The 21,551-nt window shown below is 73.5% G+C and carries 14 protein-coding genes; 3 read left to right on the top strand and 11 right to left on the bottom strand.

Features of this window, described 5'->3' with window-relative positions; translation table 11 throughout:
- Positions 1 to 98: 98 nt before the first annotated feature.
- The 8 genes from ACWCRB_RS29410 to ACWCRB_RS29445 all read right to left on the bottom strand — a co-directional run bounded on the left by ACWCRB_RS29410 (position 99) and on the right by ACWCRB_RS29445 (position 14,034).
- A complete protein-coding gene (locus tag ACWCRB_RS29410; RefSeq protein WP_450998949.1) occupies positions 99 to 431 on the bottom strand; it encodes a hypothetical protein in 333 nt (110 codons plus the stop codon).
- Positions 428 to 4,354: a DUF5682 family protein gene (locus ACWCRB_RS29415; protein ID WP_450998920.1), complete on the bottom strand. Its 3,927-nt coding sequence runs from the start codon at positions 4,352 to 4,354 to the stop codon at positions 428 to 430. The genes ACWCRB_RS29410 and ACWCRB_RS29415 overlap by 4 nt, the downstream gene beginning before the upstream one ends.
- Positions 4,355 to 4,359: 5 nt before the next feature.
- Positions 4,360 to 5,529 (bottom strand): AAA family ATPase, encoded by a 1,170-nt coding sequence (locus ACWCRB_RS29420; RefSeq protein WP_450998921.1) that lies wholly within the window; start codon positions 5,527 to 5,529, stop codon positions 4,360 to 4,362.
- A gap of 73 nt (positions 5,530 to 5,602) precedes the next feature.
- The gene (locus ACWCRB_RS29425; RefSeq protein ID WP_450998922.1) at positions 5,603 to 10,600 is read right to left on the bottom strand and encodes a hypothetical protein; all 4,998 of its coding nucleotides are present in this window, start codon (positions 10,598 to 10,600) and stop codon (positions 5,603 to 5,605) included.
- Positions 10,597 to 11,451, bottom strand: a complete 855-nt coding sequence (locus tag ACWCRB_RS29430; RefSeq protein WP_450998923.1) for a DUF4132 domain-containing protein — start codon at positions 11,449 to 11,451, stop codon at positions 10,597 to 10,599. The genes ACWCRB_RS29425 and ACWCRB_RS29430 overlap by 4 nt, the downstream gene beginning before the upstream one ends.
- Positions 11,452 to 11,537: 86 nt before the next feature.
- Positions 11,538 to 13,283, bottom strand: a complete 1,746-nt coding sequence (locus tag ACWCRB_RS29435; RefSeq protein ID WP_450998924.1) for a SpoIIE family protein phosphatase — start codon at positions 13,281 to 13,283, stop codon at positions 11,538 to 11,540.
- 179 nt (positions 13,284 to 13,462) lie between these two features.
- Positions 13,463 to 13,627, bottom strand: a complete 165-nt coding sequence (locus tag ACWCRB_RS29440) for a hypothetical protein (RefSeq protein WP_450998925.1) — start codon at positions 13,625 to 13,627, stop codon at positions 13,463 to 13,465.
- A gap of 5 nt (positions 13,628 to 13,632) precedes the next feature.
- Entirely contained in the window at positions 13,633 to 14,034 is a 402-nt protein-coding gene (locus tag ACWCRB_RS29445; protein ID WP_450998926.1) for a DUF5997 family protein, read from the bottom strand.
- A gap of 79 nt (positions 14,035 to 14,113) precedes the next feature.
- Between ACWCRB_RS29445 and ACWCRB_RS29450 the strand changes: the two genes are divergently transcribed.
- Complete coding sequence (locus tag ACWCRB_RS29450; RefSeq protein WP_450998927.1) at positions 14,114 to 14,857, top strand: LysR substrate-binding domain-containing protein; 744 nt, start codon at positions 14,114 to 14,116, stop codon at positions 14,855 to 14,857.
- 95 nt (positions 14,858 to 14,952) lie between these two features.
- Here ACWCRB_RS29450 and ACWCRB_RS29455 read toward each other — a convergent pair whose 3' ends face one another.
- Positions 14,953 to 16,353 (bottom strand): esterase/lipase family protein, encoded by a 1,401-nt coding sequence (locus tag ACWCRB_RS29455; RefSeq protein WP_450998928.1) that lies wholly within the window; start codon positions 16,351 to 16,353, stop codon positions 14,953 to 14,955.
- A gap of 323 nt (positions 16,354 to 16,676) precedes the next feature.
- On the opposite strand from ACWCRB_RS29455, the gene ACWCRB_RS29460 reads away from it, so the two are divergent.
- Positions 16,677 to 18,509, top strand: coding sequence for a helix-turn-helix domain-containing protein (locus ACWCRB_RS29460; RefSeq protein ID WP_450998929.1), 1,833 nt, complete (start codon positions 16,677 to 16,679; stop codon positions 18,507 to 18,509).
- 112 nt (positions 18,510 to 18,621) lie between these two features.
- On the opposite strand, the gene ACWCRB_RS29465 is transcribed toward ACWCRB_RS29460, so the two are convergent.
- Complete coding sequence (locus ACWCRB_RS29465) at positions 18,622 to 19,311, bottom strand: HAD family hydrolase (protein WP_450998930.1); 690 nt, start codon at positions 19,309 to 19,311, stop codon at positions 18,622 to 18,624.
- Between the two features lie 31 nt (positions 19,312 to 19,342).
- Positions 19,343 to 19,819, bottom strand: a complete 477-nt coding sequence (locus tag ACWCRB_RS29470; RefSeq protein ID WP_450998931.1) for an Lrp/AsnC family transcriptional regulator — start codon at positions 19,817 to 19,819, stop codon at positions 19,343 to 19,345.
- A 205-nt stretch (positions 19,820 to 20,024) separates the two neighbouring features.
- Here ACWCRB_RS29470 and ACWCRB_RS29475 point away from each other — a divergent pair, with 205 nt between their 5' ends.
- On the top strand, positions 20,025 to 21,536 hold the full coding sequence (locus ACWCRB_RS29475) for an FUSC family protein (protein WP_450998932.1): 1,512 nt from the start codon (positions 20,025 to 20,027) through the stop codon (positions 21,534 to 21,536).
- Positions 21,537 to 21,551: the final 15 nt, after the last annotated feature.

Genomic DNA, 21,551 nt, shown 5'->3' on the forward strand with positions numbered 1-21,551 from the left:
AGCGGACCCGGTGGCAGGGAGGGAACCAGGGCTTCTGGGTGGCGGAGGCGGTCTGGGTCACCCACTCCTCGGGCGTCGGCCGTGCCGTCGCCGAGTTGCTAGTTGGCCTCGGCCTCGGTCCCGGAGTCGGCCCCCGATCCCGACTCGGCGACGGGTGCCGCCGAGGCCGCCGCCGCGCGGTGCAGGCAGGCCGGGGCGAGCAGACAGCCGCAGCTGATCGCGTCCGCGCTGGTCACGACGCCACCGGGGGCGTGCAGTACGAGGTCGGTGTCGTCGTCGACGGCGATGCGTACGGTGTCACCGTCGACGACGACCGGACGGCCCGCCAGCTTGGCGACGCCCGCGTCCAGCCGCTTGCGGAGCCGGGGCGTCAGCGCTTCGACGAGTTCGGCGGTCACGGCCGGTGCGACCGGCGGAAGATGCGGGCTCATGCGATCTTCTCCCCTACCCAGCGGGCGAGTTCGAGCGGGCCGAGGGCGGCGACGGGCATGCCCGCGGCGACGAGCTGTCCCGCGACGCCGGTGGAGTACCGGGGGCGCCCCGAGTCGTCGAGGCTCGCGCAGCCCAGCACCTGGCAGCCCGCCCCGACCAGCGCGCGCACTTCGGCGAGCAGCCCGCCGATCGGGTAGCCCTCCTCGAAGTCGCTGACCACCACGACGAGGGTGCGGGACGGCACGGTGACCAGCTCGCGGGCGTGCCGCAACCCCGCGGCGATGTGGGTGCCGCCGCCCACGCTGACCTCCAGCAGCAGCGACAACGGGTCCTCGACATGGCCGGTGAGGTCGATGACCTCCGTGGAGAAGGCGAGGAAGTGCGTGGACAGGGCCGGCACCCCGGCCAGCACCGAGGCGGTGAGGGCCGCCCAGATCGTGGACGACTCCATGGACCCGGACACGTCTGTGACCAGGATCAGCCGCCAGTCCGCGGAGCGCCGGGCGCGCGTACGGAAGACAGGGCGCTCCGGAATGACCTGCACCGTGCCGTCCGAGCCGCGTCGCGCGGTCGCGAGGTTGGCGCGCAGGGTGCGGGGCAGGTCGAGCCCGCCGCCCGGCCGGCGACTGGGGCGCGGGAGCGTGGTGCCGTGCAGCGCGGGGCGCAGCCGGGTGGCCAGTTGCCGGGTCAGCTCCTCGATCAGGCGCCGGACGAGCGGGCGCAGGGCGGCGAGCCGCGCCTCGGGCAGCCCACCCGCATGCCGGAGCACGGTGCGCAGGAGGTCGACCGAGGGACGCACGCGGTCCGGATCGAGTTCGGCGAACACATCCGTCCGGCCCGACGCGGCCGCCGCCAGCACCTCCTCCCGGACGCCCGCCCCGAACAGCGCGGCCAACTCCTCGGACCACTCCCGCACACCGGGGTACGGCGTCTCCCTGCCGCCTCCGCCTCCCAGGCGGCCCCTGCTGCCCTCGCCCCGCCCGTTTCCGTACAGCTCGTCCAGCGCGGTGGCCAACGAGGCGGCGGAACGCGGCAGTTGATCCGTACGACGGCCGAGCAGGAGCCGCCAGCGGTCGGCGGGGGCGAGACGACGCTCCTCTGAAGGGGCCGGGGCCGCCGAACCGGGGCTGCTCGCCGTACCGCCTGCGTCGGCTTCCGGGAGCCCGGTCGCCTGCGGCGGGGGCAGCAGCCCGAGCGTCCGGAGCGTGGCACGCGCCGCGAGGTCCGCACGGGTCCAGGCGGCGAGGGCGCCGGGGTCGATTCCCCCGGTGTCGGCCGCTCGTGTGATGGAGAGGCGTTCCTCGACGGTGGCGAGAAGCCGGTCGCGGGCCGCCGGGCTGAGCGTGTCGAAGCCTCCGCGAAGCGCGGGGAGCCGGTCGAGGAAGGCCCGGTCGGACAGCTCCGAGACACGGTCGAGGAGGGGATCCAGCGCGGGGGCCGCCGCCTCCAGAAGCGGGCCCGCCGCGGTGAGCAGCCCGGTGAGCCGGGCGGTGAGCGCGGACCGTGCCTCGGCGTCGCCGGCCGAGTCGATCCAGGAGGCCACCAGATCGCCGAGCACCCGAGGGTCCTCGTGGCCGAGGAGAACACGTACGGCCGCGGCGGCGCCGCGCATCAACGGGGAGCCGTCGGCGGCCAGCCGGGCGAGTGCGTCGGTGAGCCGGATGCCGCCCAACAGGTCGGCACGGTGGGCGAGTTCGAGCAGGGCACGGGCGTCGGTGGGGTCCTCGGAACCGGTGAGCCCGTCCACCTGACGCACCGCCGCTGCGGTGAGCGATCCGGCCACGGCGACCGCCCTCACCGTACGGTCCTCGTCGGCGCCGAGCCCGGCGATGTGACCGGCCCGCAGTCGGTCCAACAGCCCCAGACCGGTGAGGAGTTCGGGCAGTGTGCCGGACTGCGGGAGGAGGTCGCCGACCTCGTCGAGCCGCTCGTCCGCGAGCGACGGCAGGCCGCACTCCGCCGCCGCCCGGAGACCCTCCAGGGTCTGCGCGGCGGTGGGTCCGCCCTCGTCCCGCTCCGTGCGCAGCCGCTCGCGCAACTGACCCTCGGCGGCTTGGGCAAGGGTGACTCCACGGACGCCGGCCGCGCTCAGCACGGCCGCCGTGGCAGGCGTCCAGCGCACCTCCCAGCGCGAGGTCAGCGCCTCGGCACCGCCGGCGCCGACGACCTCCTTGGCCTCCGCGTACGGGACTCCGCACACCGTCAACCGGCGCAGCAGCAGCTCACGGCGGCGGTCCAGGTCGGAGCGCAGCGGGTCGAGGCGCAGATCCCGGGTGCCGCCGGGGCCGTCGCCGCCCGGCCCGGGCAGCCCCAGCGCCGACAGCTCCGCCTCGACAGCCGGAACGAGACCGCTGCGGGGCGCGCCGGGTGCCGGGCGGCCCGCGCGCGTTCCGACGAGCACCCGTTCCATCGCCCGGGCGACGGCGCGGCCACGTCCGTACGGCTCGCCCTGCGCGAGCACCGTCTGCACCGCCTCGACCAGCTCGCCCCGGCCCGCTGCGGGCAGCCCGCGCAGCCGGGCGAGATCCCCGGCGAGACGGCTGATCTCCCGTGCGTCGGCAGGGCCCGACGGATGACCGAGGGCGCGCAGTTCCGCACACACCCGTACGGCCGCGCGCGTCAGTGCCTCCTCCAACGCGGCCGGATCGCCCGCCGCGCCCAGCACCAGGTGCTGCCACTCCGGATCCCGGATGCCGGCCGGATAACCGGACCGCTCGTCCAGGAGCGCGTAGGCGTAGGGGATGAGCGACGTCGTCCACCGGCGGCGGTCGGGCTCGATGCCTGTGCGTTCGGGAGCAGGCCTCGTATCCGATGACACCAACGCCGGGACGTGGAAGGCGCCGACGAGTACGGCGGCTCGCTCACCGTTGGCGGTGGCCTCGGCCAGGCAGGAGCGCATCCAGCGCTCACGCCGCAGATCAAGCTCGGGGATCCCACCCGAGGCGGCCGCGTCCTCACGCAGCGCCCAGCCCGTCAACAGGGCCGCGCGCCGCAGGGCTTCGGGCGGCGAGCCCGGCGCGGCGGCCTCGACGAGACGGTCCCAGAGATCTTCACCGGGACGCCCGGTGAGACGGTCCCGCAGAGCGGCGGCGAGGCCGGAACGTCCGGATTCCCCAGGGGTGTTGACCGGCTCGGGGGCGGTGGGGCTGTCGAACGGCTTGGGTGCGTCGACGTGGGGGCCGTCGAGTTGCCCGGTCGTGCCGGCGGGCTGGGCAACGCCGGCTTGCCTGGGCTTCTCGGCGTGTTCGGGGCCGCCGAGCTGTCCGGGGATTCCGGCAGGGCCGGAACTACCGGACTCCCCAGGCGGGTTGGCGTGTTCCCCGTCGGGGTCGGGAGTGCCGACCGGACCAGTTCCGCCGGGCAGCTCGGCGCCGCCAACAGGGCCGGTGCCGCCTGGAGCCTCTGGCCCGATGGAGACAGCGGGGGAGCCGCCGGACGGACCCGGGTCCGGCCCCGTGTTCGCACCCGGACCATCATCCGTACACGGGTCCGGACGCATAGCCGGGGCCCGGCCGGTCTCGTCGCCCGACCGTGCCGGAGCGGACCGTCCCGCGCCCCACGCCCTGTCCGCCAGCGGCAGATCGCAGGCGACGACCGGAACCCCGTGCCGCGCGGCCCAGCGCACGGCGGCGAGTTCGGGGGAGAAGTCGGCGAACGGATAGAAGGCCGGCCCCTCGCCGTCGGACACGTCGAGCGGTGCGGCGGCGAGGGCGACCGGGGCCCACGTCTCCTCGTGGCCGAGCCAGGGCAGCCATTCCTGCATCTCGCCGGGGAGTTCGACGAGCAGCACGTCCGGCTTCGCTTCGTCCAGCAGCGCGGGCACCGCGGCGGCCAGGGAGGGCGCGTGGTGCCGTACGCCGATGAGGTAGGGCCCCGTCGGGTCGGTGAGGGCCGCGACGGCGTCGTCGGGGGAGCGGGGCACGATGGTCAGCCCTCCAGCACGGTGCGCAGGTCCCACAGGGTGTGCCACGTGGCGGAACCCTGCTCGGCGCGGCGCCGGACCGGACCGTCCCAGTAGCCGCGCAGCCGGGCCGCGTCGGCGGGGTCGTCCTTACGGACCACGCCGAGGAGGTGACCCGGCAGCAGCCCGAGGACATCGCGGTCGCCCGGGAAATAGGCGGCGGCGAGTCCCAACGCACCCGCGACGGACACGGCTTCCGCGGTGCTCATCACGGTGGACGGCCGTTCCACCTCCCAGCCTTCCGCCGACCGGCCCTCCCGCAGATCGCGGAAGGCGGTGACCAGGGCCTCCAGGACGGCGTCGTCGACCCGGAAAGGTGCCCCGGCCCGCTCGACGGAGGCCCGCGCCTGGCTGCGTACCAGCGCCGTTTCGGCGTCGAGGTCCGCGATGGGGCCGACGGTCTCGAAGTTGAAGCGGCGCTTGAGCGCGGCCGACATCTCGGAGACGCCCCGGTCACGCAGGTTGGCGGTGGCGATGAGGCTGAAGCCGGGCGCGGCATGCGCGAGGGCGTCCTCGGTGCCCGCCAGCTCGGGGACGGCGATCCGCCGCTCGGAGAGCAACGAGACCAGGGAGTCCTGCACCTCGGGCAGACAGCGGGTGACCTCCTCGACCCGTGCGATTGCGCCCCGGGTCATCGCGGTGAGGACAGGGGAGGGCACGAGCGCCTGCCGACTGGGCCCCTGCGCCAGCAACAGGGCGTAGTTCCAGCCGTACTTGAGCTGGTCCTCGGTCGTGCCCGCCGTGCCCTGCACGACCAGACCGCTGGTGCCGCACACCCCGGCGGACAGCAGCTCGGACAGCATGGACTTGGCGGTACCGGGCTCGCCGACGAGCAGTAGACCGCGCTCACCGGCGAGCGTGACGACACACCGCTCGACCAGGGCCCGGTCACCGACGAACTTGCCCTCCACGACGAGGCGCCGTGGCACACCGTCGGGTACCTCGGCGTCGTCGGGCAGCCGCAGGGCCTGACCGGCGCTGCCCATGACGAAGGTGACGACGGCGCGAGGGGTGAGCCGCCAGGCGGGCGGGCGCGGGCCGCCGTCGTACGCGGCGAGGAAGGCCAGTTCGGTGGCGTGGAGCTCCTCGGGCGGGACGATCTGGCGAGTCGTGTCGGGGGCGAGAGCGGTGGTCATCGGCGGCCTTCACTTGTTGCGGGTGTCGCGGGTCGACAGCGCGAGGACGCCGTCCGGCCGGCTCGGGTGGTGGTCATCGGCCGCTCTTACGGGTGGCGCGGGTGGTGAGTTCCTCGTACGCGGGCGCGTCACCGTCGCGCACACGTGCCCAGGCGCGGGCGAACAACTCGGGCACCGGCATCATCGGCACGGCGCGCAGGCGGTAGCCGACCGGCTGGATGCCCTCCTTCCATGTCTCCACCGGCAGCGCGGGGGACCTGAGGTCGAGCCAGCCGCAGGGCAGGAACAGGGTGCGTCCGGCCCGTGGCCGTTTGGCCTCGACGACCAGGTCGGTCGCGGCCAGTTCGGTACGGGCCTTCTTGATACGGGCGGGCTTCCAGCCGGTCCAGCGGGCGCAGTTGCGGTCCGTCGGGTCGGGCAGGGCCAGCAACTGGAGGTAGAGCGCCGCCGCGTCCTCGCTCAGACCGTGGGCCGCGGCGACCTCGGTGACGAGCGCGGGCGCGCTCACCGTCGGGTCCTGGGCGTGGCCGACGGGCCCTTCGGGGTCGGTGCCGGCCGCGAGGGTCCGGGCGAGGTCGTCGCCGAGGATCGCCCGCAATGACCGCATCTGGGCATCGAGCCCGTCCAGCAGCCCCGTGACGAGCCCGAACACCGCGTCGTCCGCCCCGGTGAGGGCGGCCGGGCGTACCAGGACGGCCTCCCTGTCCTGGTACGAGGAACGCAGCACGAGCGCCTCGCCGACAGGCGTCGAGCCCTGCGCGTCGGCGCCTCCGGTGGCGGGCAGCCCGTACACCTTGCGCAGTTCGGGGGCGGTCGAGTGGCCCGTCATCGTGAACTCGATGTTGAGGTCGAGCAGCAGTCCCGGATCGGCGAGGCGGCGGCGCAGGGCTGCCAGACTCTCGGGCAGGGCGGCGCGCAGGGGGTGACCGTAGGGCAGGGCGTAGGCGAGCGAGGCCAGGGCAGCGACGGCATACGACAGGTCCCACCGCCCCGGCAGGGCCTGCGGGTCCTGCGGGACGAAGTTGCCGTCCTTGTCGGGCCCTTGGACCGTGGTGCGGCAGATCCAGGGGGTGCGTCCCGGGTTGAGCACTGCCTCGGCCGAGGCGGCGGGGAGACCGGCGAGATCGGCCGCGATGTCCTCGGGCAGCCGGACGACGGAGTCGAGGCGCTCGGCCCACACCCGGCCCGCGGCAGCCGTGTCCGGCCCGGACGTCCACAGATCGGAGGGGTCCTCGGGCAGCAGGGCCCCGACCAGCGCAGCCCGGTCCTGCCTGTCGAGCGACGCCAACAGGCCGTTGCCGAGGTCGAGTTGGCGCGGCTTCAGTCCGATCGTGGCGAGTGTGTCGGTGTCGGGCTTCTGCGGTTGGCCGGCGAGCAGCATGGTGGCTTGGACGAGGCCCAGTCCGCCCCGGGTCGCGGCAGCGAGCGCGGCGGACGCTTCGGGCCGCCAGTGCGCCGCGCCCTTGTCCCGGATCAGCCGGGCGACATCGGCGAGCCCGTCGGCCGGGAACGCCGACGTGAGCACGGTCTCCTCCTCCAGTGTGAAGTGGGCGACGGAGCCGAACGCACCCGAGGGGTCGTGGTCGAGAGCGAGCCACCTGACCCGGTTGCGCGCGCCGTCGATGCTCTGGCAGCCGAGGACGACCACCGTGCGGCCGTCCCGACGCAGCACCTGCCCGGCGCGTTCCTGCTTGTCGTGCGGTTCGCACAGCATGATCTCGCGCAGCCCGCCCCCGGGCGCGGCGAGCGGGCCTTCAGCGATCGCCTCCAACAGCAGGAGCAGCGCCTCCCGTTCGGTGTCGGAGACGGTCGGCAGAGCGGCACGGTAGGCCAGGGGCCGCAGCACGGTCAGGAGCGACGGCCACACCATGCCGATCCTCGGGATCGTGTCCTCCTCGCTGAGCCATCCGTCGCCGAGGGCGCCGAGACGCGCGCGGTCGGGCAGTGGTGTGCCGTCGGCGGGCCGCCCGGACAGGACGTGGTTCACGGCCCGGATCTGGCGGAGCACGCTCCAGGCGTGGTCACCTCCCCACCACCCCCCGATCTCGCTGAAACCGTCGGCGGCGGCGCGCAGCGTGCGGTCGTCGCCGTGCTCGGGACGGTAGTCGGCGAACATGCCGTCGATCCGTCGCCGGTCCGCCTTGAGCCGCTCGACGGGCGGTGTCACGAAGGTGACGACCGACTCGGCGAGCCGGAGCGTCACCCGGACCAGGGCGGAGACGCCGGTGAGCAGCCGCTCGTCGGTGAGATCCGGCAGAGCCCGGGACACGGCCCGCCGCGTGACGTCTTCAGCGGTCGGCACGACGGGCTTCCCGCCGACGGTGGCCCCGACCCCACCGGCGGCGACCACCTGCGCCTGACGCTCGGCCAGTGCCCGCGTGGCGACATGCAGGATCTCCGCCGCCCGCTCGTCGGTGAGCGCACGCAGCACGGCCGAGGCCCGCTCGTCCCGGGGCCGCAGGGCGTGCCAGAACGCGACCGGCGGTACGAGCCGGGTGCCGGCGGCGAACTCCCCGCCTCGTTCGTTGGGCGTCACCTGGCCGAGCTCGCCGGCGTTCGAGGTGTCGCCCGGCGCGAACAGGCCGACCTGGCGGTAGGTCTGGACGGCGACGGGCGCCGCACCTCCGGGCAGCGTGAGCGCACCGAGCGGAACACCGCGCGACTGCCCCCGGACCCATCCCCGGGTGACGGTCCGGCCGTCCGGCGTTCCGGTGGTCGTCCGTGCCTCGGCGCCCTCGCCCTCCGTGCGCACCCAGCGGCCGAGCACCGTGCCGTCGGTGCCGAACGGGCTGTGCTCAAGCCCGGGTTGGAGAGGCAGAACCTCGCACTGTTCCTGCATCAGGGTCGCGTCCTCACGGATCCCGGACCGCAGGAAGGCGGGCAGGGACGCGCGCCCGTGCGTGCCCGTGGCCGGGTCGTACTCCAGCCAGACCTGCTGCTTGCCCTGCCTGCCCTGGCGCCAGCACGTCGTGCCGTCACCGATGACGGGCCGACCGGCCGGCACGATGGTGTCGCCCGCGTGCAGAGTGCGCCCACCGGTGGCACGACCGCCGCCGGGCAGCGGGATCGAGGGCGCTCCGGCGTCATTGCCGTACCAGTAAGGGAGTTGCTCGCCGCCGACGCCGAACACCTCGGACGGACGGGCGGACCAGTAGCCGAACTGTTTGCCGTTCTGCCGCCACACCACGAGCAACTCCCCGTCGGTGTACCGGAAGTGCGGACGCGTCCACTGGTCCAGCACGACGGGGATCCTCAGGTCGTGTTCGAGCAGCACCTTGTCCGGGCCGACGACGACCGCCCTGTGCGCACGGGCGAGAATCAGCGCGGGCCAGGCCTCGTGCACACTCACCGTGTCCTCGCGGTGCGCCTTGGTCTCGGCGTCCAGTAGCCGCAGCGCCTCATCAAGTGCGGGCCAGCCCAGCTCGTCCATGACGCCCGCGCGCAGGGTGCGGCCGAGCAGCGGCGCGATGTCGTGCGCGGCGACCCGTGCGACGGCCTCGGGGCTGACCTCGGCGGCCACTGGACGGAAGGGACGCAGCCGGTCGAGCGCCGTACGGGCCCCGGGCAGGCCCGTCGCGCCGGTGAACTCCGCAGCCGCGTCGTCCAGCCACTCGCGCAGTACGTCCCCCAGCACCGGATGCGTCGCGAGCGCCGTCGGCAGGTCGGACATCCCCCGGTTGCGGCCCAGGGTGCCGACCGCCGCGTACAGCCGAGGCCGAAGCCGGGCATCGGCGGCGGTGGCGGTCAGGTCGCGGCGGTCGGTCCCGGAGCCGAGCAGCCAGCGGTCGAGGGCCAGATGGACGTCGGTGTCGGCGGGCGGCATGGCGAGGGGGACGCCCTCGGCCGCGCACAGGTCCAGCAGGTCGAGGTCGGCGCCCGCCTGCCAGCGGCCGGTGAACAGGTCGACGGGCCGGCCCTCGGCACGCAGTCTCGGCACCATCCGCGCGACGAGCGCGAGCGTCATCGGCGAACGCTCGGAGACGGAGGCACCGTGCTTGCGGTGCGCGGACCAGCGGCTGAGCCAGCCCGCCGCGTCGACACCGCCCCCGACCTCGGAGTCGTCCTCACCGGTCAGCAGCCGGTCGGCGCCGGTCTCGGCCAGCAGCGCCAGCCAGAACTCGTCGTCCTCGACCTTGCGGCCCAGACCGGCCGGCATGATCTCCAACAGCCGTTCCCGTACGGCCGGTTGACGCTCGGCGAGGACGGTGAGGGTGGCCCGGTATGCGGTCCAGAAGGAGGCGGGCGCCCGTACAGCGGCGGGCGAGGCGAGCAGGTCGGCGAGGAGGGCGCACTCCTCGGTGACCCGGGCGAGGCCGGTCGCCTTGATCAGACCGCGGGCGTCCTGCGGCAGCGACGCGTACGGCGGCATCCCGGCCGCGCAGCGCTCCACCGTCAGCTGCCGGAACTGAGCCCACGCCTCGGCCGGATCGAGCCTGCGCGCCAGGTCCTTCACATGCTCCTTGAGCGCCTTGACCGTCAGCGCCCCGGCGAAGGCGAACTCCAGGAACACGGCCCGCTGCCGCTCCTCGTCCACGGCGAGCGCGTGCACCCGCTCGGCTTCGCGGGCCTTGCCGAAGAAGGCGGCGGCGTACGTCGTGTTCTCGTGCTGGAGGAAGATCCGCGCCGCCTGTTCGTAGAACGTGGGCAGGAAGTGAGGCACGGCCCGGCCGAGCCGGTCGCCGAGCGCGTCGAAGCCGTCCTTCGCGGTGCCCGGACGGGACTTGGCCTGACGCGCGAGCCGCTCCACGTCCTTGACCAGCGCGAGCGCGTGGTGTCCGTTCGCCGGGTCGTTGACCAGCGCCCAGGCGGGGAAGCCCAGCGTTTCCCGGCGCACCTGCCCGACCTCGGGGGCCTCCGGCTCGCGGACCAGACCGAGGAAGTCCAGGGCGAGATCCTCGGCTTCGCCGAGGGTGCCCGGCACCAGCCGGACGACGTGCCGCTCGTCGAGAGCGGGATGCGTGTAGGTGCGCACGGTGAGGGTGTCGGCGTCCTCGCGGGCGGTGCTGCCCACGGGCAGGACGGCACCGGCCTCCAGGAGCGCGGCCGTCGTGCTGTCGTCGTACGTCGTCATGCCGCCCGCTCCTCGTCCTCGATGTCCCGCCCCGCGTACAGCGAGGCCGCCATGCGCAAGCCCTCCGACCAGGCGACCGGGCCCACCTGGCCGAGCGTCAGCGCCCGGCCGGCACCGTCGGTCCAGGTCAGGGGGCCGGTCTCCGTCTCCTCGTAGCTGTCGTAGTCGCCGATCCAGACCCGGGCCTCGATCACGCGGCCGTCCTCCCGCACCGAGCAGACGGAGTTGCCGCCGCGCACCCGGAAGCCGAGCTGGGTGGCCCTGGCGTGCAGGAAGCGCAGTTCCTTGAAGGCCCCGCCCGCGTACTCCTCGACGACGGTCCCCTCAGTGTCGAGACCCGCGGGGCGATGCCACACCTCACGGAAGAGCTGCTGGGCGCGCTGCTCGACGCCGAGTTCGACGGCGAACTCCCGCAGGTCCTCCAGGTCTTCGAGGAGCACGGGGTGCGGGAGACGGACGAGGTCGGGCGCGATGCGCACGGTGTCCCCGTCGAGGTCGACGAGACCGAGCCCGCGGTCGAGGTCGGCGTCCCGCAGGAATCCGGCCACCTCGCCGTCTGGTCCAGTGACGACGACATCGCGCAGGGCGTGCTGCCAGGCCGGGTCGGGCCACACCCGGGCGAGGATGGCGAGGGGCACCGGAAGCGACCGCACCATCCACCGCTCCACGTCGGCCAGGCACTGGCGTTCGTGCCGTTCCAGCCACTCGGCGAGCTGCCGCAGCCCCACCACCGCCGGGTCGTCCGCGAGCTTGCCCGGCACGGACTTGAGCCGTCGGCCGGCCGCGTTGCGGCACACCACCTTCCCACCGTCCAGGCCGACTTCGTAGTCGCCGGCCGTCACCCACCCCATAAGTGCCTCCCCGCACTCCAGTGATCAAGTGACGGGAACTCTAGGCGAGACCACTGACAACGCCCTCCGGCCGTGGGCGGCGCCGGTCAGGACCGCCGTGAACGTGCCGCCAAGACGGCGATGTCGTCCTCGGCGGGAGCGTCCGCGAGCTGGGCCAGTACGTCGTCGAGGATGGCGTCGAGGGAGGCGCGCGGCGACAGTCGCAGCCGGGTCAGGCGGTGCAGCGAGACGTCGATGTCCTCGCCGCGCCGCTCCACCAGTCCGTCCGTGTAGAGCAGCAGCACGCCGTCCGGGACCGTCGGGCGGGTGAGCGTCGTGTAGCTGCCGAAGCCGGTGCCCAGGGGCGGGCCGGCGGGGACCTCGACGAGGGCGACCGTGCCGTCAGGGGAGAGGAACGCCGGTGGGAGATGACCGGCGTTCGCGTACGACATCGTCCGCCGGGCGGGGTCCTCCAGCGCCACCAGGCAGGTCGCGACCCGGTCGAACCCGGAGTCGGCGACCGTGCGGTCGGCGTGCGCGAGCAGCAGATGCGGGGGGAGGCCCGCCATGGCCAGGGCGCGCAGCGCGGAGCGGTAGTGGCTCATCGCGACGGCGGCCTCGACCCCGTGCCCCATGACATCCCCGATGACCAGCAGATTCCGGCCGTCGGGCAGTTGCAGACGGTCGAACCAGTCGCCTCCGATGAGGGCCACGTCGTCGGCGGGCAGATAGCGGAACGCCGTCCGCGCCTGCGGGTCCGGCGGCGCGGTCGTCTCGGTGAGCAGGGCGTGCTGCAGCTCCAGGGCCATGCTGTGCTCGCGGGTGTGGAGGGCGGCGCGCTCCAGGGCGCGGGCGGCCCGGTGTGCAAGGTCCTGGGCCACCGACACGTCGTCGACCGTGAACCCGGGGGAGTCGAACGCGCGCACGAGCGACAGGGTGCCCAGGGGACGCCGGCCCGCGATCAGCGGCAGGACGAGGACCGAGTGGACGCCGATGTCCCGGTAGGCGGTGGCCCGCCGCGCGTGCACGGCCCCGGACTGCCACTGCTGCTCGGAGATGCCGTTGCTCAGCCAGGGGCGGCCGGCGTCCAGGCAGGCGCGGATCTCCGTGCCCGGCGGATAGTCCAGGGTGTCGCCGAGACCGGCCAGAGCCTGTACCGCGTCCTTGACCCCGGGCACCGCCGCGAGGGCCGCCCGGCGCAGTCGCAGCACGCCCGGCGGCGGCCTGTGCGGACCGGCTTTCACATCGAGGTTCAGCTCGACCCCGGCCGCGTCCGCCAGGTCAGGCACCATGAACTGGGCCAGCTCGACACAGGTCGTCTTCACGTCGGAGGTCGTGCCGATGAGTGCGGTTGCCGTGTCCAGCAGGGTCATCCGGCGGTGCGCGCGCTCCAGCTCGTCCACGTGCTGCTGCGGGGCGCTGATCTCCAGGAAGATCCCGGCGAGCCCCAGCACCCGGCCCTGCCCGTTCTGGAGCCGGTGGTAGGTGGCGTGCCAGGCGCGGCGGGTGAAGGGCTGGTCCGCGCGTGTGTGCCCGGTGCCCACCAGCTCACGGGGCTGTCCGTCGTACAGCACCTGCCGCAGTACGCTCTCGGGCCGGTCGACGTCCGGCGACGCCTCGGCCAGGGTCCGCCCCAGGAGTTCCTCCGCCGACAGACCGCTGAGCCGGACCATGTGCGGGTTGACGTACAGGAAGCGCAGGTCCGGGTCGAGGACGACCACACCGGCGTCCGTGCCCTCGACGAGCTGGCGCAGCAGCCCGTACTCCTCGACCAGCCGGGGCAGGTCCGCGGCGCCGGGCCCGGCGAGCAGCGCGTCGACGTTCTCGAAGAGCAGCGGCCGGAATGCGTCCATGGCCACCGCACCTCTCGTCGTCGTAGCGCTTGCCGCACGGCAGAGACAATGATCGGCCTCCCGGGGGACTCATGCACGTCGAGACGGGCCGGGAACCGGCCGCACGACACGCGACGCGGATGTGCGGGCCCAGGGCCCATGCCGTGCGACACGGGCGGCCCCGTACGCGTGTCACCGGGTTACGGGGCCTCCCACAAGCGGTCGACGGACGCGAGGCAGGCGCCGGACCGGTCGGGCCCGGCGTCGGCGATGCCGTCCATGAACTCCTTCGGCAGCCCCTGCCCGCGGGCGCGCCCGCCTGGCGACTGGTCGTCCTGGCCTGAGATGCGGCTGCCCAGGCCCATCGCGCCTACTTGCCCTGCCGCTCCCGCTCCTGTTTGTCCTGCTGCAACTCCTTGATGCGCGCCGCTTCCTTGCGGACGTCGGCCTGCACGGAGCGCTCGCGCCGGAGCCAGCCGGGGTCCTCCTGCTTCAGCGCGTCGATCTGCTCGGTGGTCAGGGGCTCGGTGACCCCGCCCCGGGCGAGCCCCGCGATCGAGATGCCCAGCTTCGCGGCGACCACCGGACGGGGGTGCGGGCCGTCGCGGCGCAGGTCGTTCAGCCAGGCCGGCGGGTCGGTCTGCAGCGCGGTCAGCTCGGCGCGCGTGACGACACCCTCCTGGAACTCCGCGGGGGTGGCCTGGAGGTACACACCCAGCTTCTTCGCCGCGGTCGCGGGCTTCATGGTCTGGGAGGTCTGGTGCGTCGTCATGGTGCCAAGGGTATCGAGCGTACGAACCAGCGCCGACCACGGCGATCAGGGGACGAGGCGGGGCAGGTAGCCTGGCGCGGTGACTGGCTCGGAAGATTCCCCCGCGTTCCGGCTCGCGTACGTCCCGGGAGTGATCCCCGCCAAGTGGGTGCGGATCTGGAACGAGCGGCGCACCGACGTCCCCCTGACCCTGCTCCAGGTGTCCACCACCGAGGCGCACGACCTGCTGCTGGCCGGCGACGCCGACGCGGGCCTCGTACGGCTGCCGGTCGACCGTACGGTGCTCAGCGCGATCCCCCTCTACACCGAGACCACCGTGGTCGTGGTCCCCAAGGACCATGTCGTGGCCGCCGTCGACGAGATCACCGCCGAGGACCTGGCCGACGACATCGTGCTGTACCCCCTCGACGACACCCTCGCCTGGGAGAACCTCCCCGGCTGCCCCGCGCTCGAGCGCCCCGCGACGACCGAGGACGCGATCGAACTGGTCGCCGCCGGGATTGGCGTCCTCGTCGTCCCCCAGTCCCTCGCCCGCCTCCACCACCGCAAGGACCTCACCTACCGCCCGGTCACAGACGCCCCCGAATCCCAGGTAGCCCTGTCCTGGCCGGAGTCCCGCACCACCGACCTGGTCGAGGACTTCATCGGCATCGTCCGAGGCCGCACGGTCAACAGCTCCCGCGGCCGCCGGGAGGAACCAAAGACGGACCAGCCGAAGCCGAAGAAGCGCTCCGGCACGGCAAGCACCCCCCGCAAGCCCGCAGGAAAGGGCAGAAGCGCCCGGACCGGCGGCTCCCGCCAGGGCAAACCCCGCCGCAAGTAGGAGAACGGCCCCGGGGAGGCGGCGCGGAACGCGCCCCGACAGGGGCGCGGGGAACTGCGCGACCAGCCCCCACCGGCCCGCGGAGAAAGAACCGCTCATCCAGGCCCCGGCAACACCACGAAACAGTCCTGAACCCCACCCGGAACCACCGCACCGGAATCCGCAGCGAACTCGACCTCGTACAGCCCCGGAGCCAACACCCTCCGCACCTCGTACCGCCCGGGTGCAACCTCCCGCAGAACCAGAGAAAACGTCTCCCCGTCCTCCCGAGTCACCGTCGCCCGCACCCGCTCCGGCGCCCGAGCAGCCCCCACGACCTGCGCACGCAAAGTCACCGGCACCGAACAGACGTACGCGTCGTCGACCTCACTACTGATAGCCGACGCCACCCGCGCCGGCGGATCCGACGGACCACGCACGTCCATCAGACCCGGCGCCTGGAGACGCAGCAGCAGTTCGAGAAGCCGACCGGACAGCACACGCGGCGACTGGAGGGCGCCATGCGCCTCCGGCACGAACCGGCACCGGTCCTCCGGCATCGCCGGCGGCATCGCCGAGACCCGTGGCACCGCACCGTCCCCGTCCGCCAGTACCGCCGGGACCAGCGCCCCCGGCGGCTCGGCCGAGCAGACCACCCCCTGGCCGTTCCACCGCGCCGACTGGAGTGTGCCGCCCTGCCGGGTACCCACCAGAGGCAGCGTCACATGCTGGTGCGCGTACGCGGGAAAGCTCTCGGCGTTGTACGCGGCCGCCGCCGCGATCTCCCGGTGGAAGCCCAGGCCGTCACCCACGAGATCCTGGCGCACCCCCGGCAGCGGCGCCGCGTCCTCGATCCGGATGTGCCCCGCCCCGGTGTCGATGACCGAGTACACCGGCAGCAGTTGGTGCACCGAGGGGAAGCCGCGGGTCAGGCTCCGTACGCCGGGCAGGTGCCGGAATCCGTTGGCGAGCGTGTCGAGCGCGCGCACCGAACCGCGGTGCGGGGTGCCCAGGGTGATCAGCGCCCGGCAGTCGCGCCAGCCGCCCAGCACCTCGACGTAGTAGCGGGCGATCAGGCCGCCCATGCCGTGGGCGATGACGACGGCCTTGGTGTCCTGCGCGCCGGTCCGCCTCCGGAACTCGGCGACATGCAGGTCGATCTCCTCGGCCAGCCTCCGGGCGTGCACCCGGTTGTCCAGCCGCCAGTCGTACGGGAACGTCAGTAGCCCGCCGCCGGGACCGTCCGTCACGTCGAAGTGCCGGCGCACCCAGTCGACGGTCTGGGCGTAGCCCCTGCTCCGCAGCAGGCCGGGCAGCACGGCGACGTCGGGAAACAGCCGTGATGCCCTGACCGACGAGGTGTCGCAGCGCAGCGTCAGCGGATGCCCGGTGGTGTCCGGATCCCGCAGCTCGGCCAGGGACTGGAGCAACGGCTTGCCCGGCGCCCACAGCGGACCCGTCGGCCCCTCCAGGACACTGCCGAGGATTCCCGGGACCAGGACGATCGGATGTCTCACAGGACAACGCATGCGCCCGCCCCCACCGATCGGATGCGGAGGCCCCAGGTGCCCACCCCCGTGGGGCACCCGGGACCTCCTCCTCGGTACCTCGGACCAGTACCGAGGAGACAGGGGACAGGAAGGGGGGAGCCGGTTCCGGCCCGGCCCGGGGACTCCCTTCGCCCGATCCTGTTCCTCAATGTGTTCTCCATACATTCGACGGGACGCTCCGTACGCCTTTTGGGTCAGCTTTGTCCGATCTCGCCGTCCGGGGGAGAGATCCGGTGTTGCCAGGGCATATTTGGCAACACCGGGCAACAGGAGGGCGAGGGCGGGCAGTCGTGGGGCGTACGGACGACGTGGTGAACGGCGTGGCGGACGAATCGGCGCGGTTCGGCGGGGAGTTACGCCGCCGGCGGCTCGCCGCCGGACTCTCCCTCGCCGACCTGGCGGGCCTCGTGCACTGCAGCCGGGGCTACCTCAGCCGTATCGAGAACGGCCACCGCCGGGTCACGCGTGAACTGGCCGAAGGCTGCGACGACGCGCTGGACGCCAAGGGCGAACTGCTCGACCTGGCCCCCGAGTCCCGCGGCGACACCCTCGACGTACCGCCCGCGCGAACACCTGGCCTCCGGCGCGCGACCCCGACGCACACCGCCGGCGCGGTCCCGGCCCAACCCTCCCGGTACGGCGCCGAGTTCGACCGGCTGCTGCACCGAGGCGACACCAGCTACCTCGCCGGGCGCATGGAGGAGGCGGACGCCTACTACCGCCAGGCCTACCGGCAGGGCGCCGACAACCCCGAGGCGCAAGCGGTGGCCGTCGTACGGCGGGCCCGGCGCTGGTCCGATCCGGGCCGCGTCGACCACGAACTCCTGCACCTGATCCGGGAGACCCTGGCCACGCTCAAGAGCCGCGACGGCGCCGAGGCGGCCGGACTGCGCCTCCGTCTCGGCGCACATCTGGCGAAGAAGCTCTCCATGTCCGTCAGCGAGGACACCGCCTGGCCCGGCGCCGGACCCGAACGCGGCGCCGACCTGGCCCGGCGGACCCTGGAAGGCCTGGCCACCGGCGGCCAGGACGAGGAGACGCGTTGCGAGGTGCTCACCGAGTGCCGCTGGGGCCTGTACGACTTCGTACCGCCCATCGAGTCGCTGACCACCTCCCTGCGGCTCCGGGACTGTGCCCTGCGTGCCCGCTCCCCGTACTTCCTGGGTGAGTCCCTCGTCGCGCTCGCCATCGACCAGCTCCGCGTCGGCCGGGTGCACGGCGCCACGGGCACGGTGGCCGAGCACCGCAGACACGCGGCCCGTACGCGCAGCACCCTCGCGCGCTGGCAGCAGTGCACCCTGGACACCCTGCTCGACCTGTGGTGCGGCCGGTTCGACTCCGCCACCGACTGGATCTTCGGCGAGTCGCGGGAGATCGTCGCGAGCCTGGAGGCGGACCTCGCCGTACCCGCCGACACCCTGCTGCAGACCCGGCTGGGCCAGGTGTACTGGCTGCTCAGGGAGCAGGGCAGGATGGCCGAACTCTTCAGCTCCGGACTCGCCGACGGCGTCGAACGGCACGGATACTTCCCTGTCTGGCGGGCCGGGTTCGCGCTCGCCCGCTGCGAGGTCGGCGACCACGAGGAGGCGGCCGACCGACTGCTCGCCTTCCTCCGGGAGACCGCCGACTGCACGTCCCTCCCTCCGCACGGCTGGTCCGTACCGGCGCTGGTCCTGCTCGCGGAGGTCTGCGCGGGCTTGGACGCGCACGGCGGCTACAAGACCGAACTCGCCCACGCCGTACCGGTACTGCGCGAGGCGCTCACCCGCAGACCGGCGGGGATCGCGCTCGCGGGCTGGCCTGTCGTCCTGGTCGGCCCGACCGAACGAGCCATGGGCCTCCTGTCCTTGGCGGAGGGCGACACGACAACAGCCCTCGGCCACTTCCGCCAGGCCGAACGCCTGGTGGTCGGCAGTTCCCCACCCCAGACGGCCCGCCTCAGGGCCGACGAGGCCCGCGCACTCCTCCGCGAGAAGGACAGCACACGCCGGTCCGAGGGCATGACACTCCTCCGCTCGGCACTGGCGGGAGCGGAGACAAACGGAATGCGGCTACTGGCGGCGGAATGCAGGGAGTTGCTGGCAGGGGAGGGCCCATCTGCCACTCCCCAGCCACGCCCTTGACCAACCTGACCGGCTCGACGCGATCGGCCCGCAGGGCCGCTTCAGGGGCGCGGGGAACTGCGCGACCAGCCCCCACCGGGCCGCACCCGACAACGCACCGGCCCGACCCGTTCTACCCAGCCGTCCTCAAGAGCCACTCAAACGCAGCCCTGGCCATGAACTCCCCCTGCCCACCCCGCACCAACAGCTCCACCGAAGCGAACCCGGGATCATCGGCCTGCGCGGCAAGATACGGAATCGCGACGCACCGCATACCGGCCGCGCGCGCGGCAGCGGCACCCGGAGCCGCATCCTCCACGACCACACAGTCCGCTGGGGCCACCCCGAGCCGCCGCGCAGCCTCCAGGAAGACATCCGGCGCAGGCTTGCCGCAGGCGACCGCGTCCGAGGACACGACGGTCCCCAGATACGCGTCCAGCCCCGTGCCCGCCAGGATCGCCTCGATGGCCCGCAGCGCGGACCCCGACGCCACCGCCATGGGAACCCCCTCGCCCGCCAGCAGCTCCACGAACTTCCGCATCTCGGGATAGACGGGAGTCCCGGCCCGGGCCAGCTCCAGATACCGCCGGTTCTTCTCCGCGAGCAACTCCTCCACCGGCGCGTCCAGCCCGTACCGCTCCCGCCACAGCGTGACCGTCTCCCGGGTGCTGATGCCCACGGACTTCTCCTGGTCGGCCCAGGTGAAACCGGTGACGCCGTACACGGCGAGGGTCTGCCGGCTCGCCTCGTAGTAGTTCGGCTCGCTGTCCACGAGGGTGCCGTCGAGATCGAAGATGACCGCGGTGGTGCCGAGAGTGCTCATGGCTCCCAGGATGCCAAGGGGCGACGAAGGATCAGCAGGCAGCCGTACGCCCGATCGACTCCACCAGCGGCAGCAGCCGGTACGGGACCCGCTCGCGCAGCGCCACCTCCGTACGGGTACGGACCACGCCCGGCACGCTGATCAACGACTGGATCACGTCCTCCAGATGCGCGTTGTCGCGGGCCACGACCCGCGCGAGCAGATCACCGCCACCGGCGATCGAGAACGCCTCGACGATCTCCGGTACGGCCGCCAACGCGTCCCCGACCTCGTCGAGATGGCCCTGGGTGACCTCGATGTGCACGAACGCGAGCACCGGATGGCCGAGGGCGGCGGGCGAGAGCGAGGGACCCGTCCCGGTGATCACGCCGTCCCGTTCGAGGCGGTCCAGGCGGGCCTGGAGGGTGCCGCGCGCGACACCGAGAAGCCGGGCGTACTCGCGCACGCTGGTGCGCGGCTGCTCCAGCAGCAGCCGCAGGATGCGGGTGTCCAGCTCGTCCACGGCCATGGGGTCCCGCCTCCTCGTACATGGTCCGTTGGCTCGGCAGTGGATGCTCGCGGACCGAGATTTCTGTGCCAATGGCACAGCATATTCGAACTCACTTGAGCCACTGGTGGCATCAGTGCTCCAATGTCCCCGTCGATGGCGCTGCGGACCCCGCGGCGCCTTTTGCATGCCGATTTCGGATGGGTCAGATGGGGGCGGGACAGCAGTGCTGAAGAGGGTGTTCATGGCGCCGGACCCGGGCCGCGCACGGCTGCGCTTCGCCGCGCGGGGCGTGCTCGGCATCGGGCTGGCCGTCACCGTCTGCGGCCTCGCCGGACACTCGCTCACCGGGGCCGTGACCGGCGGCCTTGCCGCACTGCTCGCCCTGTTCACGGTCACCGACGCCACGGTGCGCGGGCAGGCGGTCACCACCGCGCTGCTGCCCGCCGTCGGCCTCCCGGTCCTCGCCGCCGCGGCCGAGCTGCAGGACCGCCCGGTCGCCCGAGGGCTGGTCTTCCTCGCCGTCGTCGGCGCGGGCGTCTACGCGCGCCGCTGGGGTCCGCGCGGCCACAGCCTGGGCGTCTTCGCGTTCATGACCTTCTTCGTCGCCCAGTTCCTGCACGCGGGACCGGAGCAGCTTCCCGAGCTGTACGCCGCCGTCCTCCTGTCCGTCCTCACCGCCTCGGCGGTGCGCTTCGGACTGTGGTGCTACGAGCGCCGTACGCCCCCGCCGGCGGCCCCCGTCGCCCCGGTCGGCGAACGGGGTCTGGCCCGCGCCACCACACGTCAGGCCGTCCAGGCGACGGCCGCCGCCGGCTTCGCGCTGGTCGTGGGCCAGTTGGTGTCCGGGGACCGCTGGTACTGGGCGGTCGGCGCCACCTGGTGGATCTTCGTGAACACCACCTCGCGCGGCGAGACCCTGGTCCGGGGCTTCCGCCGCATCCTCGGCACGGTCCTCGGCATCGGACTCGGCCTCGCCGTCGCGGTTCCGGTGGCTGGGGCTCCCGTACCCACCGCGGTGCTCGTCGCCGTATGCGTGTTCGGGATCTTCTACTCGGCCGCCGTGTCGTACACCTGGATGATGCTCTCGGTCACCCTGCTCGCCGAACTGCTGTACGGACTCCTGGGCGTCCTCGACCCCGCGCTGCTCGCCGTACGGTTCGCGGAGACCGGCGTAGGGGCCCTGGGTGCGCTGCTGGCCGTGCTGTTCGTCCTGCCGATCACCACGCACGCCACCACCGACGCCTGGATCCAGCGCGCCCTGCGCTGCGTCCACGCCTGCACCGCCGAGGCCACCGCCCGCCTCGCCGGTGCACCGGGCGCCGGTGCGTCCACCGACCCGGCGCCGCGCGTGGCCGAACTGGAGCTGCTGCTGGGGCGCGTACGGCTCTCGGTCGCGCCGCTCGTGCATCCGCTCAACCCCGCACGCGCCCGTAAGCGCCGGGCCCGCCGGGTACTGGCGCTGCTCGACGACTGCGCCCACGAGATCCGCGGCCTGGCCGCTGTGACCGCCGGCCCGGACGCCTCCCGCAACCTCAGGCTCGCCGCCGCCTTCCGGCGCGTGGAGACCGCCGTGGAGGCGCTCACGGAGGGTCGCTCAGACACTGTCACGGCCCCCGCCGACCGGCCCCACGCCACCGAGCCCGCCCTGGCCCATCTGCACGGCCTGGAACGGGCCCTGGCCGAACTGGCCAAGCCCCTGCGCGGCCCCTCGGGTTCGCCGCTGGTCGGCGCCTGAGGGCCCTCACGTATG

It is taken from the genome of Streptomyces sp. NPDC002156 (assembly GCF_053593675.1).